This is a genomic window from Catenulispora pinistramenti (assembly GCF_018274385.1).
Taxonomy (GTDB): Bacteria; Actinomycetota; Actinomycetes; order Streptomycetales; family Catenulisporaceae; genus Catenulispora; species Catenulispora pinistramenti.
The window spans coordinates 1-20,722 of sequence record NZ_JAAFYZ010000081.1; the positions used below are offsets into that span (position 1 = coordinate 1).

19 protein-coding genes are annotated in these 20,722 nt (G+C 70.4%); 10 read left to right on the forward strand and 9 right to left on the reverse strand.

Annotated elements, in window-relative coordinates:
• Nucleotides 1–153: 153 nt before the first annotated feature.
• Nucleotides 154–1,551, forward strand: a complete 1,398-nt coding sequence (locus tag KGQ19_RS23030; protein ID WP_212011326.1) for a LamG domain-containing protein — start codon at nt 154–156, stop codon at nt 1,549–1,551.
• A 99-nt stretch (nt 1,552–1,650) separates the two neighbouring features.
• On the opposite strand, the gene KGQ19_RS23035 is transcribed toward KGQ19_RS23030, so the two are convergent.
• A complete protein-coding gene (locus KGQ19_RS23035; protein WP_194893934.1) occupies nt 1,651–1,863 on the reverse strand; it encodes a hypothetical protein in 213 nt (70 codons plus the stop codon).
• 43 nt (nt 1,864–1,906) lie between these two features.
• Here KGQ19_RS23035 and map point away from each other — a divergent pair, with 43 nt between their 5' ends.
• Nucleotides 1,907–2,764, forward strand: a complete 858-nt coding sequence (gene map, locus KGQ19_RS23040; RefSeq protein ID WP_212011328.1) for a type I methionyl aminopeptidase — start codon at nt 1,907–1,909, stop codon at nt 2,762–2,764.
• Between the two features lie 4 nt (nt 2,765–2,768).
• On the opposite strand, the gene KGQ19_RS23045 is transcribed toward map, so the two are convergent.
• Nucleotides 2,769–3,533 (reverse strand): tyrosine-protein phosphatase, encoded by a 765-nt coding sequence (locus KGQ19_RS23045; protein ID WP_212011330.1) that lies wholly within the window; start codon nt 3,531–3,533, stop codon nt 2,769–2,771.
• A gap of 118 nt (nt 3,534–3,651) precedes the next feature.
• Here KGQ19_RS23045 and KGQ19_RS23050 point away from each other — a divergent pair, with 118 nt between their 5' ends.
• Together KGQ19_RS23050 and KGQ19_RS23055 are read left to right on the forward strand one after the other, a co-directional pair.
• On the forward strand, nt 3,652–4,338 hold the full coding sequence (locus KGQ19_RS23050; RefSeq protein ID WP_212011332.1) for a bifunctional DNA primase/polymerase: 687 nt from the start codon (nt 3,652–3,654) through the stop codon (nt 4,336–4,338).
• A 41-nt stretch (nt 4,339–4,379) separates the two neighbouring features.
• Nucleotides 4,380–5,084 carry a tyrosine-protein phosphatase gene (locus KGQ19_RS23055; RefSeq protein WP_212011334.1) on the forward strand — a complete coding sequence of 235 codons (705 nt, stop codon included), beginning with the start codon at nt 4,380–4,382 and terminating at the stop codon, nt 5,082–5,084.
• Between the two features lie 87 nt (nt 5,085–5,171).
• Here the strand turns inward: KGQ19_RS23055 and fahA are convergent, their stop codons facing one another.
• On the reverse strand, nt 5,172–6,413 hold the full coding sequence (fahA, locus tag KGQ19_RS23060; RefSeq protein WP_212011336.1) for a fumarylacetoacetase: 1,242 nt from the start codon (nt 6,411–6,413) through the stop codon (nt 5,172–5,174).
• Nucleotides 6,414–6,440: 27 nt separating this feature from the next.
• Nucleotides 6,441–7,289, reverse strand: a complete 849-nt coding sequence (locus tag KGQ19_RS23065) for a hypothetical protein (RefSeq protein ID WP_212011338.1) — start codon at nt 7,287–7,289, stop codon at nt 6,441–6,443.
• Nucleotides 7,290–7,367: 78 nt separating this feature from the next.
• Between KGQ19_RS23065 and KGQ19_RS23070 the strand changes: the two genes are divergently transcribed.
• The 4 genes from KGQ19_RS23070 to KGQ19_RS23085 all read left to right on the forward strand — a co-directional run bounded on the left by KGQ19_RS23070 (nt 7,368) and on the right by KGQ19_RS23085 (nt 13,674).
• Entirely contained in the window at nt 7,368–8,573 is a 1,206-nt protein-coding gene (locus KGQ19_RS23070) for a homogentisate 1,2-dioxygenase (RefSeq protein ID WP_212011340.1), read from the forward strand.
• A 64-nt stretch (nt 8,574–8,637) separates the two neighbouring features.
• Complete coding sequence (locus tag KGQ19_RS23075) at nt 8,638–9,768, forward strand: S8/S53 family peptidase (RefSeq protein WP_212011342.1); 1,131 nt, start codon at nt 8,638–8,640, stop codon at nt 9,766–9,768.
• Nucleotides 9,769–9,849: 81 nt separating this feature from the next.
• On the forward strand, nt 9,850–10,782 hold the full coding sequence (locus KGQ19_RS23080) for a class E sortase (RefSeq protein ID WP_212011344.1): 933 nt from the start codon (nt 9,850–9,852) through the stop codon (nt 10,780–10,782).
• 306 nt (nt 10,783–11,088) lie between these two features.
• Nucleotides 11,089–13,674: a DEAD/DEAH box helicase gene (locus KGQ19_RS23085; protein WP_212011346.1), complete on the forward strand. Its 2,586-nt coding sequence runs from the start codon at nt 11,089–11,091 to the stop codon at nt 13,672–13,674.
• Between the two features lie 271 nt (nt 13,675–13,945).
• Here the strand turns inward: KGQ19_RS23085 and qcrB are convergent, their stop codons facing one another.
• The 4 genes from qcrB to ctaE are packed head-to-tail and all read right to left on the reverse strand — an operon-like array spanning nt 13,946 to nt 18,171.
• Entirely contained in the window at nt 13,946–15,583 is a 1,638-nt protein-coding gene (gene qcrB, locus KGQ19_RS23090; protein WP_212011348.1) for a cytochrome bc1 complex cytochrome b subunit, read from the reverse strand.
• Nucleotides 15,580–16,653 carry a cytochrome bc1 complex Rieske iron-sulfur subunit gene (gene qcrA, locus KGQ19_RS23095; protein ID WP_194893922.1) on the reverse strand — a complete coding sequence of 358 codons (1,074 nt, stop codon included), beginning with the start codon at nt 16,651–16,653 and terminating at the stop codon, nt 15,580–15,582. Before qcrA ends, qcrB begins: the two co-directional genes overlap by 4 nt.
• Nucleotides 16,646–17,515, reverse strand: coding sequence for a cytochrome bc1 complex diheme cytochrome c subunit (gene qcrC / locus KGQ19_RS23100; RefSeq protein WP_212011356.1), 870 nt, complete (start codon nt 17,513–17,515; stop codon nt 16,646–16,648). The genes qcrA and qcrC overlap by 8 nt, the downstream gene beginning before the upstream one ends.
• Before the next feature lie 35 nt (nt 17,516–17,550).
• Complete coding sequence (gene ctaE / locus KGQ19_RS23105; protein WP_194893920.1) at nt 17,551–18,171, reverse strand: aa3-type cytochrome oxidase subunit III; 621 nt, start codon at nt 18,169–18,171, stop codon at nt 17,551–17,553.
• A 197-nt stretch (nt 18,172–18,368) separates the two neighbouring features.
• Between ctaE and KGQ19_RS23110 the strand changes: the two genes are divergently transcribed.
• Nucleotides 18,369–18,809: a DNA-binding transcriptional response regulator gene (locus KGQ19_RS23110; protein WP_212011358.1), complete on the forward strand. Its 441-nt coding sequence runs from the start codon at nt 18,369–18,371 to the stop codon at nt 18,807–18,809.
• A gap of 96 nt (nt 18,810–18,905) precedes the next feature.
• Nucleotides 18,906–19,964: an anthranilate phosphoribosyltransferase gene (gene trpD / locus KGQ19_RS23115; protein ID WP_212011360.1), complete on the forward strand. Its 1,059-nt coding sequence runs from the start codon at nt 18,906–18,908 to the stop codon at nt 19,962–19,964.
• Nucleotides 19,965–19,991: 27 nt separating this feature from the next.
• Here trpD and KGQ19_RS23120 read toward each other — a convergent pair whose 3' ends face one another.
• Nucleotides 19,992–20,654 carry a Uma2 family endonuclease gene (locus KGQ19_RS23120; RefSeq protein ID WP_212011362.1) on the reverse strand — a complete coding sequence of 221 codons (663 nt, stop codon included), beginning with the start codon at nt 20,652–20,654 and terminating at the stop codon, nt 19,992–19,994.
• Nucleotides 20,655–20,722: the final 68 nt, after the last annotated feature.

A 20,722-nucleotide genomic window follows, 5' to 3' on the forward strand; every position in this document is an offset into this window, starting at 1 on the left:
GTGGTGGGGCTGGCGGCGGCGCTGCCCGGGTTCCGCCGTTATGACGCGCGTACTGATACCCATGCCGTTGCCGTCCGCGCGGAACGGCTGGCGGCACATGCGAGCTCGTCCCTATGATCGAAGGCCGCTACGGGTCCGATCGAGGGGTTTGACATGGACAACGGGGACCGGAATGTGCCGTGGGGCGCGCCTGCCGATTCGCAGGGGGCGTCAGGGCCGCCGCCGCCGGGGCCGCCGCAGGGCTGGCAGTGGGGGCAGCCGCAGGGGGCGCAGAACGGCCCGGGTCCGAACCCGAACGGGCCGGGCGGGCAAGACGGCCAGGACCCGAATCTGGGCCGGTCTCAGGGCGGGATGACGTCCTTCCCGCTCGCGGCGACCGGCACGTACGCGGCCGTCCGCCCGCCGGAACCGCCGCCGCTGCAGAACGCGCCGCAGCCGCCGCCGCCGATGACGTCGTTCCCGCTCGCCGCGACCGGCGCCTACCGCGCGGTCGGGCAGCAGGGGAATCCGGACCTGTCGGCGAGCGGGTTCAGCGCGCCGCAGCAGGCCGGACCCGAGCAGCACAACCAGTTCGCGCCGCCGCCCGGGTTCACCCCTCCGCCCGGGTTCGGCGCTCCCCCGCCGACGCCGTCGGGCGACCCGGGCGCCAAGCGTCGCAGGACCCTGCTGATCGGGGGATCGGTGGTGGCGGTGGCCGCGGTGGCCGGCGGGGCGATCTTCCTGACCACCGGGGGCAGCGGCGGCAAGCAGCCGGCGAACAACTCCACCACCGCCAAGAGCTCGGCCACGGCCGCCGACGGCGCGCCGAGCAACGTCAGCGGCTCGACCGCGCCGACCTCCAGCGCGCCGCCGCCGCCCACGACGACCGGCGCCGCGCCGCCGGCCGCGCGCCCGGTCGCGGACGTGCTGCGCTGGCAGCTGAACGACAAGCCGGGCAGCAAGACGGCCGTGGACGCCTCCGGCAAGAACCGGCTCGGCACGCTGGACGGCACCGTGGGCTTCTCCACAGCGCACGGCGGCTCGGCGGAGTTCAGCGGCACGGCGAACAAGTCGGCGGCCGGGGTGATCAAGACCAAGGGCCCGGGGATCGACACCACGAAGAGCTTCACGGTCTCGATGTGGGTGGACCAGACCGGGCTCACCACCCCCACCAAGTTCGCCGCCGCCTTCAGCCAGGACGGGCCGCAGTGCTTCGCGTTCACGTTCAGCTACTCGCTGGAGACGAAGACCTGGTCGTTCGTGCGGTCGAACGCCGACGGGGCGACCCCGAAGACCGTCAACGCCGGCGCGACCGCGCCCACGCCGATGAACGTCTGGGTCAAGCTGACCGGGGTGTACGACGCGCAGGCCGGGACGATCGCGTTCTTCATCAACGGGCAGCCGCAGGGCGCGCCGGTGAAGACCAACTCGGCGCCTTACGCCGCGACCGGGCCGTTCGCGATCGGGCGGAGCTGGTACGGGAAGGGCGCGACGAACCCGTTCAAGGGCTACATCTCGGATGTGCAGGTGTTCGGGCGGGCTCTGTCGCCGGCTGAGGTGCAGGCGCTGTAGGTGCGCCGGATGAGGTGCAAGGCGCCGTAGACGCGCCGGTGCCGGCGGCTGTGGTCTCGGCCACGGCCCGCCGGCACTGTCGTCGTCCCACTCGGGACGCTAGCCGTCGGCGTCCGCCGCCTCGTCGGCCTTGCGCCACGCCTCATTGCGCTCCTGGACGCGTTGCAGCGCGTGCTCGGCCTCCTCCTGTGTCTCGTACGGTCCCAGCCGGTCCTTGGCGGCACAGGCTCCCGCCGGCTCGACCACGCCGTGCTTCACGCAGTAGTACCAGCCGTCGTCGTCGGGCGGTTCGCCCTTCTTGGTCCAGCGCATCGCGAGTCTCCCTGCCTCCACCGGGTGCCTAGACTGTCTGACTATGGCGACACTCGTACCCGGCACCGTCTCTCCCACTCTGCCCGTCCCAGCGGCGATCAAGCGACCGGAGTACGTGGGACGCAAGGGACCCAAGGCGTACACCGGCGGCGAGGTGCAGGACGCCGAGACCATCGCGAAGATGCGGATCGCCTCCCGGATCGCCGCCGACGCGCTGGTGGAGACCGGCAAGGCGGCCAAGCCCGGGGTCACCACCGACGAGCTGGACCGGATCGGCCACGAGTACCTGCTGGACCACGGCGCCTACCCCTCCACGCTGGGCTACAAGGGCTACCCGAAGTCGCTGTGCACCTCGGTGAACGAGGTGATCTGCCACGGCATCCCGGACACCACCGTGCTGCGGGACGGCGACATCGTGAACGTGGACATCACCGCCTACATCGGCGGCGTGCACGGCGACACCAACGCCACCTTCGAGGTCGGCACCGTGGACGAGGAGTCGCACCAGTTGGTCGAGCGCACCCGCGAGGCGCTGGACCGGGCGATCAAGGCCGTGCGCCCAGGCCGCCAGATCAACGTCATCGGCCGGGTGATCGAGAGCTACGCCAAGCGCTTCGGCTACGGCGTGGTCCGCGACTTCACCGGGCACGGCATCTCCACCGCGTTCCACACCGGCCTGATCATCCCGCACTACGACGACCCGTACTCCACGCTGGTGATGCAGCCCCGCATGACGTTCACCATCGAGCCGATGCTGACCCTGGGCACCGCCGACTACGAGATGTGGGCGGACAAGTGGACCGCGGTGACGCGGGACCGGAAGCGGACCGCGCAGTTCGAGCACACGATGGTGGTGACGAACGACGGGGTCGAGGTGCTGACGCTGCCCGGCGAGGGGTGATCCGTCACGCCGCCGGCTCTATCAGACTCCTGCGAAGCTCGGCGATCTGCCCGCCCGTCAGGCCGTGCGCCAGCAGGTACTCCTCCACCGATCCGCGGGCGGCCCGGATCCGGTCCAACGTCGCCAGGATCAGCTCCGGCGGACAGGCCAGCGCCTGGCCGTTGAGCCGCTGCCCCAGGCCCGTGGCGGCCTGCAGCTGCTCGACCGCCTGCGTGAACTCCGCGGCGAGGTAGGCGCTGGTGAGGTGGTAGTCCTGGGCTATCACCTCGTCGGCGACGCCGAGCAGCGACAGCACGATCGCGACCACCACGCCGGTGCGGTCCTTGCCGGCCGAGCAGTGCACCAGGACCGGCTGCGCGGCCGGGGTGGCGACGTGGCCGACGGCCGTGGCCAGGGCGGCGCCGCAGACGTCGACCATGTGGTCGTAGACCGACCTCAGATCGTCCGGGGCCCGGCCGAAGGAGTCGCCGGTGAAGCCGAAGACCGGCAGCCGCAGGACCTCGATGCCGGTGCCGTCCAGGGCGTCCGGGGACAGCCGGACTTCGAAGTCCTCACGCAGGTCGACCACGGTGCGGACCGGCAGGCCCGCGAGGGTGGCGCGGGCCTGGTCGTCCAGGCGGTGCAGGGCGTCGCCGCGCAGCAGCCGGCCGGCCCGCACGGTGCCGCCGGCCGCCGGGTAGCCGCCGACGTCGCGGACGTTGAACGTGCCGGCCAGCGCGATCCGGCGGTCGGCGGCGGTCGGCGGGATCCGGTCGGCAGGTGTGGTCACGCGCACACGCTACCCGCGCCACGATTCGCCCCACTGGCACCCCCTGACGAAGTCCGGGCTGCCACGAGGTATCCTGACCCTTACCGCGTTAGGCCTTCGACCACGTCAGGGGGCTTGGGTGCCGAGGAGCTGGCGACCTGCCAAGAACCGGAAGCGCGAACCCGCCGCTTCCACCGATGGGCTGCGCGCTGAAGGGCTCCTCGATCCGCTCGACAAACTGGTCGCCGCCGGGTTCGCGGTGGTCCCGGCGGCCGCCCCGCGCGAGGGCTCGTGCAGCTGCGACCGCCTGGGCTGTCCCACGCCCGCCGCGCACCCGCTGTCCCGGGCCTGGCAGGTCGAGGCCAGTGCCGACCCCGAACGCGTGGCCCGCTGGCGCTCCCGGCACCCCGGGACGAACTGGGTCACCCCGACCGGTAAGACCCACTCCGTCCTGGACGTCCCGGATCAGCCCGGTGCCGACGCCCTGCGCCGGATCCTGGTGGCCGGCACCGCCCCCGGCCCGGTCGCCGAGGTCGACGGCCGCTACCTGTTCTTCACCGCGCCGCGTACGAACCCTGATACCGACGACGTCGACGAGGACGAGTGGTGGTCCAGCTCCCTGGACTGCCGCCCGGAGACCCTGCAGGAACACCCCGGCCTGCGCTGGCACGACCGCGGCAGCTACGTGTTCGTGCCGCCGTCGGTGAGCATGTCCGGCCGGACGGCCCGGTGGGTCTACTGGCCCGCGGGCGGCACACCGCTGCCGGACGCGGTGGTGGTCCTGGAAGTGCTGGCCGACGTGCTTGCGGAGTTTTCGGCCGCTTGAGGCCGATTTGAGGAATCTCGGGCTGCCGTAGGCTGCACCGCGTGACAGCGAACAGGGATCTCGCCTGGGAGGGCTGCGTCAACACGCGGGACCTCGGCGGCCTCGGCCGGATCAAGCCGGGCGCGGTGGTCCGGATGGCAGCCCCGACCCGCCTGAGCGCGGCCGGCTGGGCTTCGGCATGGGACTACGGCGTCCGCACCGTCCTGGACCTGCGCGCCGAGGACGAAGGCGAACCGGACCAGGTGCCGCGACCGGTCGGCATCGCGACGGCCCGCGTGGCCCTGGACCCGGAGCCCGGCACGGCCTTCCACGACCACTGGACGCCGATCGACAACCTGGCGACCCCGCTGTATCTGCCGGCGCTGCTGGCCGAATACCCGGACCGCGTGGTCGCCGCCGTCCAGGCCATAGCCAACGCCGCACCCGGCTGCGTGGTCTTCCACTGTGCCGGCGGCAAGGACCGCTCCGGCCTGATCGCCCTGGTGCTTCTCGCCGCCGCCGGGGCGCACCCTGACGAGATCATCGCCGACTACCTGATCACCTTCGACCGGTTTCGGGAGCGATACGCCGAGCTGGGCATCCGCAACCAGCTGATCACGGTCAGCGAACACCTCGAAAAACACGGCACCACCATCGAGGCGTCCCTGAGCTCGACGATAGGCGGGCTGAAGATGCCCGACTACCTCCTGGCCAACGGGCTTTCCGAAGCGGAGCTCGCAGCCCTGGACGCCAGACTCACCGAGTGAGCGAACTCACACCGCTGACCCGAAGCGCCGGACGGTGCGAGTCCGCGTGATCCGCAGAGCGTCTTAGACCACTGATTCGGCGAGCCGTCACAGCTCCGGCTGCCGCACCGCCGACTGGATCGTCCCGACCACCTCGCCGAAGCCGATCCGCGAGCCGTTCGGCCCCGGCGCCACGCCGCCGATCGCGACCGTGTCGCCGTCCACCAGGAAGGTGCGGGTGGAGCCGTCGGCCAGGGCCAGCGGCTCGGTGCCGTTCCAGGTCAGCTCGATCAGCGAGCCGCGCTGTTCGGGCAGCGGACCGGAGACGGTGCCGGAGGCGTAGAAGTCGCCGGTGCGCAGGCTGGCACCGTTCACCGTCATGTGCGCCAGCTGCTGCGCCGGGGTCCAGTACAGGCCGGCGAACGGCGGCGTGGAGACCGTGCTGCCGTTGAGCTTGACCTCCATGACGATGTTGTAGCCCCAGGTCTCGCCCTGCAGGTAGGGCAGCGGGACCGGGTCCTGGTACGGCGGCGCGATGCGCGCGTCCTCCAGCGCGGCCAGCGGGACCACCCACGGGGAGACCGAGGTCGCGAAGGACTTGCCGAGGAAGGGGCCCAGCGGGACGTACTCCCAGGCCTGGATGTCGCGCGCCGACCAGTCGTTGACCAGCACCACGCCGAAGACGTGCTCCTGGAACTCCTCCACCCGCACCCCGCCGCCCAGCGGCGAGGGCGTGCCGACCACGAAGCCCACCTCGGCCTCGATGTCCAGGCGCACGCTCGGCCCGAAGCGCGGTTCGGCGTCGGCGGGGGCCTTGCGCTGGCCGGAGGGCCGGACGATCGGGGTGCCGGACGGGACGACGGTGCCGGAGCGGCCGTGGTAGCCGATCGGCAGGTGCTTCCAGTTCGGCAGCAGGGCCTCGCCGTCCGGCCGGAAGATGCGGCCGAGGTTCGTGGCGTGGTCCTCGGAGGAGTAGAAGTCCACGTAGTCCGCGACCTGGAACGGCAGATACAGCACCACGTCGGCGAGCGGCACCAGCAGCGGCTCCACGGCCTTGCGGCGCTCGGAGTCGGTGAACAGCTCGGTGAGCCGGGCCCGCACCGCCGCCCACGCCGGAGCGCCGAGGGCCATGAACGGGTTCAGCGTGCCGATCGCGAAGTACGCCGCCGGCTCCTCGATCGTGCCGTCCAGCAGACCGTTCCCGGCCAGCGCGCCGAGGCTGACGACGAAGTCGCCGATCCGGGTGACCACGTGCGCCGGGCGCTCACCGTGGGTCGCGACGCCGTAGGGCAGGTTCTCGACCGGGAAGTCGGTCTGGGGCGGCAGCGGGACCCAGGTGGGCTGTGTCATTACGGTTCTCCCGTGGTTGAAGCTCGGTCAGTGGGACAGCGGATCCGGCAGCAGTCCGAGGCCCGACAGATCGTCGATCGGCTCTTGGAAGCTACAGGAGCCGTAGCCGTGGAACAGATCACGGGTCCGGGCTGCGTCCTCCACTGTCAGAGCTTTGACACGTTCGGCCAGGTCCGCCCCGTCGGCGAGGGCCAGGACCACGGCGGCGTCCTCAATCTGGGCACCGTCGCTCGCGCGCTCGGCGGCCAGCAGGACGTTGAGGAAACCGTGGTGGGCGAAGCCGGTTTCGGCGTCGGTGTGCCGCACCGCGTTGTGCAGCCCGGCGGTGCACTTGAGGCCGATCTCCAGGTCCGCGCAGCCGACCAGGAACTCGGCCACGGCCAGCGGGGTCGGGAACGCCTCGGCGGTCAGCCCGCCGGTGCGCAGCTTGGCGTACAGCAGCTCGCGGCCGGCCAGGGTGGGGAGCAGAGAGCGCATGTCGGCCGGGGCGATCTCGATGTACGCCTCGACGCCGTACGGGAGCCGCCCTTCCAGCTCCGCCAACCGGTCGCCCGGATGGCGGATCTCGACGGCCTCCAGGATCAGCCGGTCGTCGTCCTCCAGCTCGGCGAACGCGGCCAGCAGACCGTCCACGCCGGTGTCGGCGATCAGGCCGAGCCGCAGCCCCTCGTCCGGGTCCAGCAGCGGTTTGAGCTCGGCCAGCTTGGAGACCGGACACAGGAAGCGGCCGAGCAGACCGCTGTACCCGCCGGCGTCGTGGGCCAGGTGCGCGGGCACCGCCTCGGCCATGGGTGCGTCGCCGGGCGGGAACAACGCCGCGTCGTCGATCAGCTCTGCGAACAGGACGCCGAGGGCGCCGGGGTCGGCGGTTGACATGACCGCCACGGTAGCCCATGGTCGAAGTGAGCGGACAGTGACGTCCGATTATCGAACACTCTTGAGGGGACCGCGGCGATGGCCTACTACCGCTCCGTGGGTGAGATCCCGCCCAAGCGGCACACCCAGTTCCGGCGCCCGGACGGCGAGCTGTACTCCGAGGAGCTGATGGGCGTCGAGGGCTTCTCCTCCGACTCCGCGCTGCTGTACCACCACGGGCTGCCGACCGCGATCGTGGACTCCGCGGAGTGGGAGCCGCCGGGGCCGCTCGCCGGGGCGGTCCCGAACCGGCCGCTGAAGCCGCGGCACTTCATGACCCACAAGCTGGACGCCTCGGGTCTGGACGCCGTCACCGGCCGGCATCTGTTGCTGGGCAACGGAGACGTGCGTCTGTCCTACGTCGCGGCGACCGAGGCCTCTCCTCTATACCGGAACGCCATAGGCGACGAGTGCGTGTATGTGGAGTCCGGGTCCGGCGTCGTGGAGACGTCGTTCGGCGCGATCGAGGTCGGTCAGGGCGACTACGTGATCCTGCCGACGTCGACGATCCACCGGTGGGTGCCGACGGCCGGAGCCGGGTCCGGGTCCGACAGCGCCGAACCGTTGCGGCTGTTCGTGATCGAGGCGACCGGGCACATCGGCCCGCCCAAGCGCTACCTGTCCGCCAAGGGCCAGTTCCTGGAGTCCTCGCCGTACTGCGAGCGGGATCTGCGCGGGCCGAGCGAGCCGCTGCTGGCCGAGGGCTCGGACGTGGAGGTCCTGGTCCGGCACCGGGCCGGCGGGACCAAGCTGACCTACGCGCACCATCCCTTCGACGTGGTCGGCTGGGACGGCTGCCTGTACCCGTACGCCTTCAACATCGCCGACTTCGAGCCGATCACCGGCCGGGTGCACCAGCCGCCGCCGGTGCACCAGACCTTCGAGGGCCCGAACTTCGTGATCTGCTCGTTCGTGCCGCGCAAGGTGGACTACAACCCGCTGTCGATCCCGGTGCCGTACAACCACCACAACGTCGACTCCGACGAGGTGCTGTTCTACACCGGCGGCAACTACGAGGCCCGGCGCGGGTCCGGGATCGGTCAGGGTTCGATCTCGCTGCACCCCTCGGGGCTGACGCACGGCCCGCAGCCCGGTGCCGCGGAGCGCTCGATCGGCGCGGAGTTCTTCGACGAGCTGGCGGTCATGGTGGACACGTTCCGGCCGCTGGAGATCGGCGAGGGCGGCGTGGCGTCCGAGGACCCGGGGTACGCCTGGACGTGGTCCGGGCGGCACAACGGGGCCTGACAGCAGCCGGAAGTAAGCCGGGTCGGCGGACGTGCGGCGGCCCGGCTTCGGGTAGCGTCACCATGTGCTGAGAAGGACTCTGGTCGCCGTCGGATGCGCCGCGCTGCTGGCCGGTTTCGGGCCGCTGCCCGCGCCGGCGGCCCGGGCCGCCACTTCGTGCCCTGATTCGCAAGGCCCGCTGCTGGCGTATAACGCCACTCGCGCATGGAGCATCACGGGGAGCAAGGGCGGGGGTGTGAGCATCGGCGTGGTCGGCGCGCCGGATCGGATCGCGGAGGTGGCGTGCGCGATCAGCGCGCTGGCCCCGGACGCGACCGTCGTCCCGGGATCGGCGGACGGGGCCATCGTGGTCGTCGCCGACACGTCCGTCGATCCGGCGTCGATCGGCGGGGCGGCGCTGGTGATCGCGGCCGCCGGGGACACCGGGGAGGTGATGTCGGCGCGTCCGCAGGGCGTGGTGAACGTGGCCGCCGCGGACGAGTCCGGCGCCCCGCTGCCGTCCTCCGCGTCCGGCCCGGCGGTGACGCTGGCCTCGTACGGCAACGACACCTCGACCGCCTCCGGCTACGTCGCCGCCCTGGCCGCGATCCTGCGGGCCGGCCACGCGAACTGGCCGGCGCGGCAGGTGGTGGCGCAGATGGCCGGCTCGATCAACCCGGTGTCCGGGAACCAGCACACCGACCAGCTCGGCTTCGGCATCATCTCGCCGGTGCAGGCGGTGAGCCAGGGGCCGGTGGATCCCGAGACGCTGCCCGGGTTCGACGCCATGTTCCCGGTCAACCAGCCGCCGCGCAGCGCACCGAGCACGCGCTCGGCACCGACCAGTGCGGGGAGCGCGGGTGGTCCGACCACCGGGTCATCAGCTCCCTCATCCGCAGCTTCGGGTACGCCGTCCGCCACGCCGACGCCGCAGGTGCCGGCGCCGGGCACCACCGACTCCGCCAACGCCTGGCCGACCGATCCGGTGCTCTCCTCGGGTCCCTCGAACGGGTCACGTGCCGGGGCGTCCGGGGGCGGCGGATCGGGCGGGATCAGCCCGATCCTGCTGATCGGGTTCCTGGTGATCCTCGCAGGTGGCGGCTATCTGCTGTGGGAGCGCAGGCGCCGGCTCAAGCCCGCCGCGACCAAGCCGGAATCGGAGTGGGAGGACCCGAGCGGTCCCCGGCATTCGGGATACAGCCCACCGGAAGAATGATCGTCCGCTAAGTTGACTCCCATGCCGCAAAACGTCGGGGTACCACCGGAACCCAGAGGTTTCTCCCCTAACGTGTCCGGCATGAATGGCGACGAGGGCGGGTTCGGCAGGCCGCCATCCCACGACGCGCCGACCGAGTACATCCCGCGGATAACGGACTCCCCCTCCCCCTCCGAGGCGCAGACCGAGTACATCCCGAAGGTCGTGTACACGCCGCCGCCCCCGTCTCAGTTCCCTGATGGGGAACCGGAGCCGGAGCCCTCGTTCGGCAACCGCTCGTCCCGGACCGCGGCCCGGGTCAACCGGCAGGCCCAGCGCAAGCTGCTGGTGCTCTCCAGCTTCGGCGAGGTGCTGATCACCCTCGGCGCGGTGCTGGCGCTGTACGTCGTCTACACGCTGTGGTGGACGAACGTGGAGGCGCACAAGGCCGCGAACGCCGAGGCCAACCACATCCAGCAGCAGTTCCAGCAGCAGCTGGCGCCGACCGCCCCGGGGGCCGCGCCGAAGTCGGCCTTCGCACCGAGCGAGGGCTTCGCGCTGATGAGCCTGCCGGCCATCGGCAAGATGAACGTCCCGGTGATGCAGGGCGTGGACGAGGAGAAGGTCCTCGACAAGGGCGCCGTCGGGCACTACACGACCCCGGCCACGGCGATGCCGTGGGACCCGGTCGGGAACTTCGCGGTCGCGGCCCACCGGCGGACGCACGGCGAGCCGTTCCGCTACATCAACCAGATGCGGGTCGGGGACCACGTGGTCGTCGAGACCACGCACGGCTGGTACGTGTACGCGCTGGACAAGGAACTGCCGCAGACCAGCCCGGAGAACATGGGGACGATCGCGCCGGTCCCCCAGGGCGGGCCCTTCACCAAGCCCGGCAAATACATCACCCTGACCACCTGCACACCGGAGTGGGCGTCCACGTACCGGCTGATCTGGTGGGGCCACCTGGTGCGGGTGGACCCGCTGAACGGGCCGCCGCCGCCGGAGCTGAAAGACCCCAACCGGCACACCTGACCAGCGCGATTCTTGGAATCGCGAGGGTGGCCGCTACCATGGATCGAATCCAAGCGAACGCTGCGCGGGACAGGTCACCTTAGAAGCCGGTCGGAAACCGGCTTCCGTCATGTGACACAGAACGCAGTGGGGTCCGGGGCCTGCCATTTCCCGGTCCGCCACTTCAGGCGCGGCTATCGCCTACCTGGTCGTCCAACACTGGGACCAGGCCGCCTTAGTGACCGTTCTGTACACCGCTGCGGCGCAATCCATGCGCTCGTGCGCCTCTGAGGACGTGTCCGTTCCTCTTGAAGGGCTTCTTGAGCCATGTCCGAATTCACCCCTGAGAACGATGTTCTGCGCGCTGAGTCCACTCCGGCCGCCGACATCGACGAGACTTTCGCGATCGTCGACGAGCTCGACGACGCCACTGACGACATCACCGACGACACCGACGACGAGGCCTTCGACGACGCCGCCGACGACGAGCACGTCGCCGACCTGGACGACGACGAAGCCGACGACGACACCGCCCCGGCCGAGTCCGAGGCGCCGGCGTTCACCGAACTGGGCCTGCCCGAGGAACTGGTGAAGAAGCTCGCCGAGAACGGCGTGCACTCCACCTTCCCGATCCAGGCCGCGACCATCCCGGACGCCCTGGCCGGCCGGCACGTGCTGGGCAAGGCCCGCACCGGCTCCGGCAAGACGCTGGCCTTCGGGCTGGCGGCGCTGGCCAACCTGAAGGGCAAGCGGGCCCGCAAGGGCAAGCCGCTGGCCCTGGTGCTGGTCCCGACCCGCGAGCTGGCGATGCAGGTCACCGACGCGCTGCAGCCGTACGGCTTCGCCGTGGGCGCCGACATCGCCGCGGTCTACGGCGGCGCGCCCATGTACAAGCAGGTGTTCGCGCTGCGCCGCGGCGTCGAGCTGCTGGTGGCCACCCCGGGCCGGCTGACCGACCTGATCGAGCAGGGGGAATGCGACCTGTCCGAGGTGGAGATCGCCATCCTGGACGAGGCCGACCAGATGGCCGACATGGGCTTCATGCCGATCGTCACCGAGCTGCTGTCCCAGACCGACCCGGCCGGGCAGCGGCTGCTGTTCAGCGCCACCCTGGACGGCGCCGTCGACGAGCTGGTCCGCCAGTACCTGACCGACCCGGTCCTGCACTCGGTGACCCCGGACGACGAAGACTCCTCGCAGATGGACCACCACCTGCTGATCGTCGAGCCGGCGGACAAGGCCCTGGTCACCGCCGAAATCGCGGCCCGGCACACGCCGGGCGAGGACGACGGCCGCCGCACCATCCTGTTCGCCCGCACCAAGCTCGGCGCCGACCGGATCGCCGAGAAGATCCGCGAGGCCGGCGTCAGCGCCCTGGCCCTGCACGGCGGCATGACCCAGCGCGCCCGCACCAAGACCCTGGCCGACTTCAAGGACGGCCGGGTCCCGGTCCTGGTCGCCACCGACGTCGCCGCCCGCGGCATCCACGTCGACGGCATCGACCTGGTCCTGCACGTCGACCCGGCCGGCGACCCGAAGGACTACCTGCACCGCGCCGGCCGCACGGCCCGCGCCGGCGAGAGCGGCACCGTGGTCACCCTGGTCCTGCCCAAGCAGCGCAAGGCGACGCAGCGCCTGCTCCAGTCGGCCGGCGTCGACGCCGAACTGACCAAGGTGGCACCGAGCTCGGAGACCCTGCGCGAACTGACCGGCGGCCGACCGGTCGCCGAGTACATCGCCGAGGCGGACGCCTACCACGCCGCCCGCCGCGCAGCCCGCGAGAGCCGCATGACCGACGACCGCCGCGAAGGACGCGGAGGCCGCGAGGGCTTGCGCGCCGGCCGCGAGGGCTTCGGCGGCCGCGACAACCGCGACGGCTCACGCCCGGACCGCTTCGACCGCAACCACCGCGGCGGCCGCTTCGAGGAGCGCGACAACCGCGCCGGCAGCCGCGAGCGCACCAGCTTCAACAGCGGCGAGCGGCGCCCCTTCGCCGACCGCGAGCGGACCGGGTTCGGCGACCGCGACAACCGCGGCCAGGGCCGCGGCTTCGACCGCAGCAGCTCGGGCCGCGGCTTCGACCGCGACAATCGCAGCAGCTTCGGCGACCGCGGCGCCGGCCGCTCCTTCGACCGCAACGGCTCGCAGGGCGGCGGCTTCGACCGCGACCGCACCGACCGTGGCGAGAGCCGCTCGTTCGACCGCAACAGCTCGGAGCGCGGCTTCGACCGCAACGGCTCGGGCCGCGGCTTCGACCGCGACAACCGCGGCAGCTACGGCAACCGGGACAACAACCGGGACAACCGCAGCGGCGAGCGTCGCAACTTCACCGACCGCGACAACCGCGGCGGCTCCGAGAACCGCGGCGGCGGCTTCAACGGCGGCGAGCGTCGCTCCTTCGACCGCAACAGCTCGCAGGGCCGCAGCGACAACCGCGGCAGCTATGGCAACCGCGAGGGCCGCACCTTCGACCGCAACACCTCAGGCCGCAGCGACAACCGCGGCAGCTACGGCAACCGGGACAACCGCGGCGGCTCCGAAGGCCGCAGCGGAGGCTTCAACGGCGGCGAGCGTCGCAGCTTCGACCGCGACAACCGCACCACCGGCGGCACCAGCAGCTACGGCCAGCGCCGCGGCTTCGACCGCGACAACCGCAGCACCGGCGGCACCAACGACCGCCCGCAGAACCGCACCTTCGGCGACCGCCGCAGCAACGACCGCAACGACGACCGCTACTCCCAGCGCCCCGGCTTCGACGGCCCCCGCCGCCACACCGACCGCGACAACCGCACCAACACCGACCGCCCGGCCGAACGCCGCGACTTCAACGAGCGCACCGCTTTCGGCCGCCCCCGCGGCGGCTACAGCAACGACCAGCGGGACAACCGTCCGCCCCGCGACCGCCGCTGGTAGTCGCTGAGGACTGAGAAGGGGACCGCGCCTTGGGCGCGGTCCCCTTCTGGCTTTCCGGGCTCGGATCAACGCGCGAGTCGTTCCCCTCGGTTCTTCACCAGGGCTCCCGATCTTGCGCTTGCTCCGGCTTGCCGGAGTTAAGAGCTGAGGTATGGCGGCCCGGCTCGAAAACTCTCCCCCGCCAAAGCCACAAGGGCCCCGCCCGAAGGCGAGACCCTTGCAACGTGTGACAACGACAAGCAATCAGCAAACCACCAAACACAAGCCCCACTCAGTGGTGCCCGTGCCCAGCCTCGATCTCCTTGTACTCCTCAACCGTCGTCTCGACGTGGTCGGAGAACATGGCCTTCGAAGCCTTAGCCCGCAGCTTGAGCGCCCGGTTCCCCGGCCGCTCAACCCCGTTCTCATCCGTGGCGGGCCCGAGCTCCAGCGGCTTCTGCACCTCGTGCGCGGTCAGCCGGTAGCGCTCGCCGGCCGACAGCGGCTCGTGGACCTCGGTGAACTCGCCTTCCAGCGAGACCTTGATGATCCCGGTCTCGCGCCCGTGCAGCACCTTGTCCTTGTCCCGCCGCTGCAAGCCGAGCGCGATGCGCTTGGTGCACCAGTAGGCCAGGGCCGGGCCCAGGAAGATCAGGACGCGGAACGTCCAGGTCAGCGCCTCCACTGAGAGGTGGAAGTGGGTCGCGATCAGGTCGTTGCCGCCGGCCAGCCACAGCACGCCGTAGAACGTGATGCCGCCGACGCCGATCGCGGTGCGGGACGGGCGGTTGCGCGGGCGGTCCAGGATGTGGTGCTCGCGCTTGTCGCCGGTGATCCACTGCTCCAGGAACGGCCAGACCGCCAGCGCCGTGAACAGGATGCCCGGCACGACCAGCGAGGGGATCAGCACGTTGAAGGACAGCGTGTGCCCCCAGATGTTCCACTCCCAGTTCGGCATCATTCGAAGGGAGCCTTCTAGGAAGCCGATATACCAGTCTGGCTGGGAACCCGCGCTGATCTGGTCGGGTGTGTACGGCCCGTAGGCCCAGATCGGGTTGATCTGCACCAGGCCGGCCAGCAGGAAGACCACACCGAAGATCACGAACATGAACCCGCCGGCCTTGGCGGTGTAGACCGGCAGCAGCGGCAGGCCGACGACGTTGTCGTTGGTCTTGCCCGGCCCGGCCCACTGCGTGTGCTTCTGGACGAACACCAGGATCAGGTGCGCCGTGACCAGGCCGACGATCAGCGCCGGGATCAGCAGCACGTGGATGGTGAACAGCCGGGGGATGAAGTCGTGGCCGGGGAAGTTCCCGCCGAACAAGAAGTACGACACGTACGTGCCGACGATCGGGATCGACAGGATGACGCCGGAGGCGATGCGCAGACCGGTACCGGACAGCAGGTCGTCCGGCAGCGAGTAGCCCGCGAAGCCCTCGAGCAGCCCCAGCACCATCAGCGTGAAGCCGATCAGCCAGTTGATCTCGCGGGGCTTGCGGAACGCACCGGTGAAGAAGATGCGCAGCATGTGCACCATGATCGCCATGAGGAAGATCAGGGCGGCCCAGTGGTGCACCTGGCGCATCAGCAGACCGGCGCGCACGTCGAAGCTGATGTTCAGCGTCGAGGCGTACGCCTGCGACATCGAGACGCCGTCCAGCGGCAGGTACGAGCCGTGGTACTCGACCTCGCCCATGCTCGGGTTGAACCACAGCGTCAGGAACACGCCCGAGAGCAGGATCAGGATGAACGAGAACAGCGCGATCTCGCCGAGCAGGAAGCTCCAGTGGTCCGGGAAGACCTTCCGGATCAGGTTCTTCGAGCCCTTGTAGATCCCGAGCCGTTCGTCCGCCCAGTTGGAGACCGGGTCGGTCTTCACGTCGCCGTACTCGCCTGCGGCCCCGGCGCCCGGGGCGGTCGTGGCGCTCATCCGCGCTCCCAGAAGCTCGGGCCGACGGGCTCCCGGAAGTCGCTCACGGCGACCAGGTTGCCGTCGGCGTCGACCGTGATCGGCAGCTGCGGCAGCGACCGCGCGGCCGGGCCGAAGATGACCTTCCCGTCGTCGGACAGGTCGAAGGTCGACTGGTGGCACGGGCACAGCATGTGATGCGTCTGCTGCTCGTACAGCGCCACCGGGCAACCGACGTGGGTGCAGATCTTGGAGAACGCCATGACGCCGTCCACCGACCAGTCCCACTGCTTCTTCTTCTGCGCCTCAGAACCCTTCAGCGCTTCCTGCGGCAACCGGACGACCAGCACCGCGGCCTTGGCCAGGTTGTCGATCCGCTCGTCCGGGTCGTCGTTCAGGTTCGCCGGGTTCGCCAGCGCCAGCGTGCCGACCGTGACGTCCGAGACCCTCAGCGGCTGCCCGGTGTTCGGGTTCACCAGCTTCATGCCCGGCGCCCACAGCGTGTGCCGCAGGGCGTCCTTCGGCATCGGCCCCAGGTCGCGCAGCAGCCACACGGCCGGCAGCGGCAGCACCATCATCGCGGTCAGCAGCGAGCGCCGGATCAGCGGGTACTTGGTGAAGCCGGAGTCCGCGACACCCTGCTTGAACTCCGAGACCGCGAACGCGGTGGACTCGGGGTCCGACTTCATCGGGTGCCGCTCCTGGACCAGGTCCACGTCGGTCATCAGGGTCCGGGCCCAGTGGATCGCGCCGCAGCCCAGGGCCAGGAACGCGAAGCCCAGGCACAGGCCCAGGGCCAGGTTGTTCATGTTCACCGTGCCCAGGCCGGTGAACCTGTGCACCTTGGTGTTGGGCACGAACGTGTAGCAGACCATCGACCCGATCACGCCCACGACGGCGATCATGAACAGCAGGGCGACCTGCCGCTCGGCGCGCTTGGCGGCCCTGGGGTCGAGGTCGGTGACCCGGGGCCGGTGCGCCGGCAGGCCGGGGTCCTGGAAGGGGTCCTCCGCCACGGTCGTCACTGCGCCGTGGCCGGCCCCACCGGTGTTCTCAGGCAGGTGGTCCGTTTCCATGTCCCGATCAGTCATTGTCGGAGGCGTCCTTCCCGGTGGTCGCCTCGAAGTGGGCGACGCGGGCGCGGGACGCCTTGGTGGTGTGCGCGCCGATCCAGCAGGCGAACACGATCAGCAGGCCGAGCACGATCGTCCAGACGAACAGGCCCTCGGAGACCGGGCCGATCGAGCCCAGGTCCAGACCGCCGGGGTTGGACCCGGTCCGGGTCTGCACCAGGTAGGCGATGATGTCCTTCTTGTCCTGCGGGGACATCACGTTGTCGTTGAAGATCGGCATGTTCTGCGGGCCGGTGAGCATGGCCTCGTAGATGTGCTTCGTCGACGTCTCACGCAGCGAGGGCGCGAACTTGCCGTCGGTCAGCGCACCGCCGGCCCCGGCCACGTTGTGGCACTGGGAGCAGTTGGTCCGGAACAGCACTCCGCCGTTGGACACGCTGGCGGCGTCGTTCGGGTCGCCGTTGTACAGCGAGGGGTCCGGGATGTCCGGGCCCGCGCCGAGCGCACCGATGTACGCGGCCATCGCGTCGATCTGGTCCTGGGTGAAGATCGGCGGCTTGCTCGTGACCTGCGGGCCGATCTGCATGGCGGGCATGCGGCCGGTGCCGACCTGGAAGTCGACCGCGGCGGCGCCGACTCCGATCAGCGACGGTCCCGAGCCCTGCACGCCCTGACCGTTCATGTTGTGGCATGACGAGCACGAGGACTGGAAGAGCTTCTGACCCTCTACAAGCTGCTCCGGCGTGGCGGCGACGGAGGCCGACGCCTTCGCCGAGGAGGAGCCCAGGGTGGCGTATGTCGCGCCGATGACACCCAGCGCGAGGAAGAGGACGACGAACGCGGCCAGCGGATGGCGCCGTCGTGCCGAAAGCGTGTTCACGACAGAGGATTCCTTACCGATTCCACTGATCCGACTTACTTCATGATGTAGATGACGAAGAACAGGCCGATCCACACCACGTCGACGAAGTGCCAGTAGTAGGACACGACGATCGCGGAGGTGGCCTGATCGTGGGTGAAGCGCTTGGCGAGGTAGGTCCGCCCCAGCACCAGCAGGAACGCGAGCAGGCCGCCGGTGACGTGCAGCCCGTGGAACCCGGTGGTGAGGTAGAACACGGACGTCCAGGCGTTGGCGCCGATCGTCAGGTTCTCCTTGACCAGGGCCGAGTACTCCCAGATCTGCCCGGAGACGAAGACCGCGCCCATGATGAACGTCAGGATGAACCACGCCCGCAGCTTCCGCACGTCCCCACGCTCGGCCGCGAACACGCCCATCTGGCAGGTCACCGAGGAGAGCACCAGGATGGTGGTGTTCGGCACGGCCAGGGACATGTTCAGGTGCTTGGCCTGCTCCACGAAGTACTGCGACCCGTGCACTGAGCGGATCGTGAAGTACATCGCGAACAGTGCCGCGAAGAACATCAGTTCCGAGCTCAGCCAGACGATCGTTCCGACGCTGACCAGGTTCGGCCGGTTGGGCAGGCGGTGGGCCTGCCCCGCTTGAGTAGTTGCAGTTGCTGTCGCCACGGCCGCCATTATGTCGTCACCCCATGGCGGCTCCGCGCCGGGGGTGGGTATTAAGGAACCAGTGTCCTGTGTGTATGGGGCCGATCGAGTTAACGAAGGTCCGGATCAAGCGGTTCCCGGAAGGTCCGAGCCGCGGTTGATCATGAACAAGATCCAGACCCCGGCCGTCTGGAAGCCGGGCAACCACGCCGAGTAAGCTCCGTCACATGAACAACCAGCAAGGCAACGCTGGTGGTGCCAGCGAACAGGCCATCAAAGTCCTCATCTACAGCGACGACTCCACCACCCGGGAGAAGGTCGTGCTGGCCCTCGGCCGCCGCGTGGCGCCGGACCTGCCGCCGATCAAGACCCACGAGTACGCGACCCCGCTCGCCGTGGTCAACGCCGTCGACAAGGGCGGCTTCGACATCCTGATCCTGGACGGCGAGGCGACCCCGGCCGGCGGGATGGGCGTGTGCCGGCAGCTCAAGGACGAGATCTACCGGTGCCCGCCGGTCCTGGTCCTCACCGGGCGGCCGCAGGACGGCTGGCTGGCCACCTGGTCCCGGGCCGAGGCGTGGACGCCGCACCCGATCGACCCGGTGGCGCTGGCAGACTCGGTCGCGGAGTTGGTCCGGGCCCGGCTCGCCAAGCGGGTCGCCGCGTAGGGTCTCCCTATAGCGGGGCCGCAGACGCTCCTCTGATGACTCCTCTATAGAGATTCACCCCTTTGAGCGTTCCGTAGAAGCGGAGGCGAACCGCCGATGACCGAGCAGCCCGTGCAGCGCACCTGGCCCGAGCTCCTGTCGGCGGTTCTGCGCCGCGACGATCTGTCAGTCGACGACGCGGCCTGGGCCATGGACCGCGTGATGACCGGCGAGGCCACCCCGGCGCAGGTCGCCGGGCTGGCGGTGGCGCTGCGGGCCAAGGGTGAGACGGTCGACGAGATCGAGGGCTTCGTCCGCTCGATGTACTCGCACGCCCTGCTCATCGACGTCCCCGGCGCGACCGTGGACATCGTCGGCACCGGCGGCGACCGCGCGCACACCGTGAACATCTCCACCATGTCGGCCGTCGTCGCGGCCGGCGCGGGGGCCACGGTGGTCAAGCACGGCAACCGCGCGGCCTCGTCCTCCTCCGGCGCCGCGGACGTCCTGGAACGCCTCGGCGTCCGCCTGGACCTGGCCCCCGAGGCGGTCGCGCAGGTCGCCAAGGAGGCGGGCATCACCTTCTGCTTCGCCCCGGTCTTCCACGCCTCCCTGCGGCACGCCGGCGTCCCCCGCAAGGAACTGGCGATCCCGACCTTCTTCAACTTCCTCGGCCCGCTCACCAACCCGGCCCGCCCCCGCGCGTCGGCCGTCGGCGTCTTCGACGAGCGCATGGCCCCGATCGTGGCCGGCGTCTTCGCCCGCCGCGGCGTGGAGGCCCTGGTCTTCCGCGGCGACGACGGCCTGGACGAGATCTCGGTCGCGACCACCACCACCGTCTGGACGGCGAGCGACGGCGAAGTCCGCCGCGAGACCTTCGACCCCCGCGACGTCGGCATCGCCTACTCCCCCATCAGCGCCCTGCGCGGCGCCGACCCGGAATTCAACGCGGCCGTGGCCCGCCGCCTCCTGGCCGGCGAACAAGGCGCGGTCCGGGACGCGGTCCTGCTGTCCTCCGCCGCGGCCCTGGCGGCACTGGAGCCCACGCGCGAGCCGGTGACGACACGGCTGGCGGCCGGACTGGAGAAGGCCGCCGAGGCCATCGACTCGGGGGCCGCGGAGCGCGTGCTCGGCAAGTGGGTCGAGGTTTCGGAGCGGTTGATCCGGGAGCGGTAGCGGCTGGCGCGGATGTCGGCTCGGCGGTCAGAACTCCAGGTCGGCCCAAGTCGCCTCGATCGGGAACGGCAGTTTGGTGCTGACGGCTTCGGCGGTCTCGCCGTTGGTCCAGGTCGCGACCTTGGCGTAGGCGCCCCGGTACTCCGTCCCCAGCTGCCACTGCTCGATACTGGCGATCGCCGATTCGTCAGGCTTCAGCCGAACGATCCAATAGTGTTCGATGCCGGCCAGCGCGTACTGGGTCATCTTCGACTCGAAACCGGTGCGCCGGTTGTCGCGACCGGTATCGGTGCGCTTGCTCGACGGCGACACGATTTCCACCGCCAGCACCAGGTCATAACCCCAGACCCGCCGCCGCCCCTCCTCGAGGCACCGGTAGACCAGCACGTCCGGGCGCCGCACGGTCGCACCCGGCGCGTCCCATAAGCGCGTATCCAGGTCCTGTGAGGCACGAAGGCACGGGTACAAGCCGTCGCCCACCGCTTTCCGCGTAGCGGCGTCGATCAAGATGATCAGACGCACCGACGCACTTTGGTGCCCAGGCGACCGCGACTCGCGCCGGATCAGCCGCCCACGATCGAGCTCGTGGTCTCGGCAGAACTCCTCGTCCAGCGCGTCCCATCGCGCCACGGAGACGTCCTCCAACAACCCGGCCTTCTCGGCCAGGCGGAAGCCCGCGAGCGCCGCCATCTCGGCGGGATCGACGAGCGGGTCTTCAGCGGGTGGTTCGTAGGTCATAGCTACTGTCATTCCCCAAA

Bases quoted from the DNA above. Each gene is read 5' to 3' on its own strand.
- KGQ19_RS23030 (WP_212011326.1), top strand. From the start codon at position 154: ATGGACAACGGGGACCGGAATGTGCCGTGGGGCGCGCCTGCCGATTCG.
- KGQ19_RS23035 (WP_194893934.1), bottom strand. From the start codon at position 1,863: ATGCGCTGGACCAAGAAGGGCGAACCGCCCGACGACGACGGCTGGTAC.
- map (WP_212011328.1), top strand. From the start codon at position 1,907: ATGGCGACACTCGTACCCGGCACCGTCTCTCCCACTCTGCCCGTCCCA.
- fahA (WP_212011336.1), bottom strand. From the start codon at position 6,413: ATGACACAGCCCACCTGGGTCCCGCTGCCGCCCCAGACCGACTTCCCG.
- KGQ19_RS23065 (WP_212011338.1), bottom strand. From the start codon at position 7,289: ATGTCAACCGCCGACCCCGGCGCCCTCGGCGTCCTGTTCGCAGAGCTG.
- KGQ19_RS23070 (WP_212011340.1), top strand. From the start codon at position 7,368: ATGGCCTACTACCGCTCCGTGGGTGAGATCCCGCCCAAGCGGCACACC.
- KGQ19_RS23080 (WP_212011344.1), top strand. From the start codon at position 9,850: ATGAATGGCGACGAGGGCGGGTTCGGCAGGCCGCCATCCCACGACGCG.
- KGQ19_RS23085 (WP_212011346.1), top strand. From the start codon at position 11,089: ATGTCCGAATTCACCCCTGAGAACGATGTTCTGCGCGCTGAGTCCACT.
- qcrB (WP_212011348.1), bottom strand. From the start codon at position 15,583: ATGAGCGCCACGACCGCCCCGGGCGCCGGGGCCGCAGGCGAGTACGGC.
- qcrA (WP_194893922.1), bottom strand. From the start codon at position 16,653: ATGACTGATCGGGACATGGAAACGGACCACCTGCCTGAGAACACCGGT.
- ctaE (WP_194893920.1), bottom strand. From the start codon at position 18,171: ATGGCGGCCGTGGCGACAGCAACTGCAACTACTCAAGCGGGGCAGGCC.
- KGQ19_RS23110 (WP_212011358.1), top strand. From the start codon at position 18,369: ATGAACAACCAGCAAGGCAACGCTGGTGGTGCCAGCGAACAGGCCATC.
- trpD (WP_212011360.1), top strand. From the start codon at position 18,906: ATGACCGAGCAGCCCGTGCAGCGCACCTGGCCCGAGCTCCTGTCGGCG.
- KGQ19_RS23120 (WP_212011362.1), bottom strand. From the start codon at position 20,654: ATGGCGGCGCTCGCGGGCTTCCGCCTGGCCGAGAAGGCCGGGTTGTTG.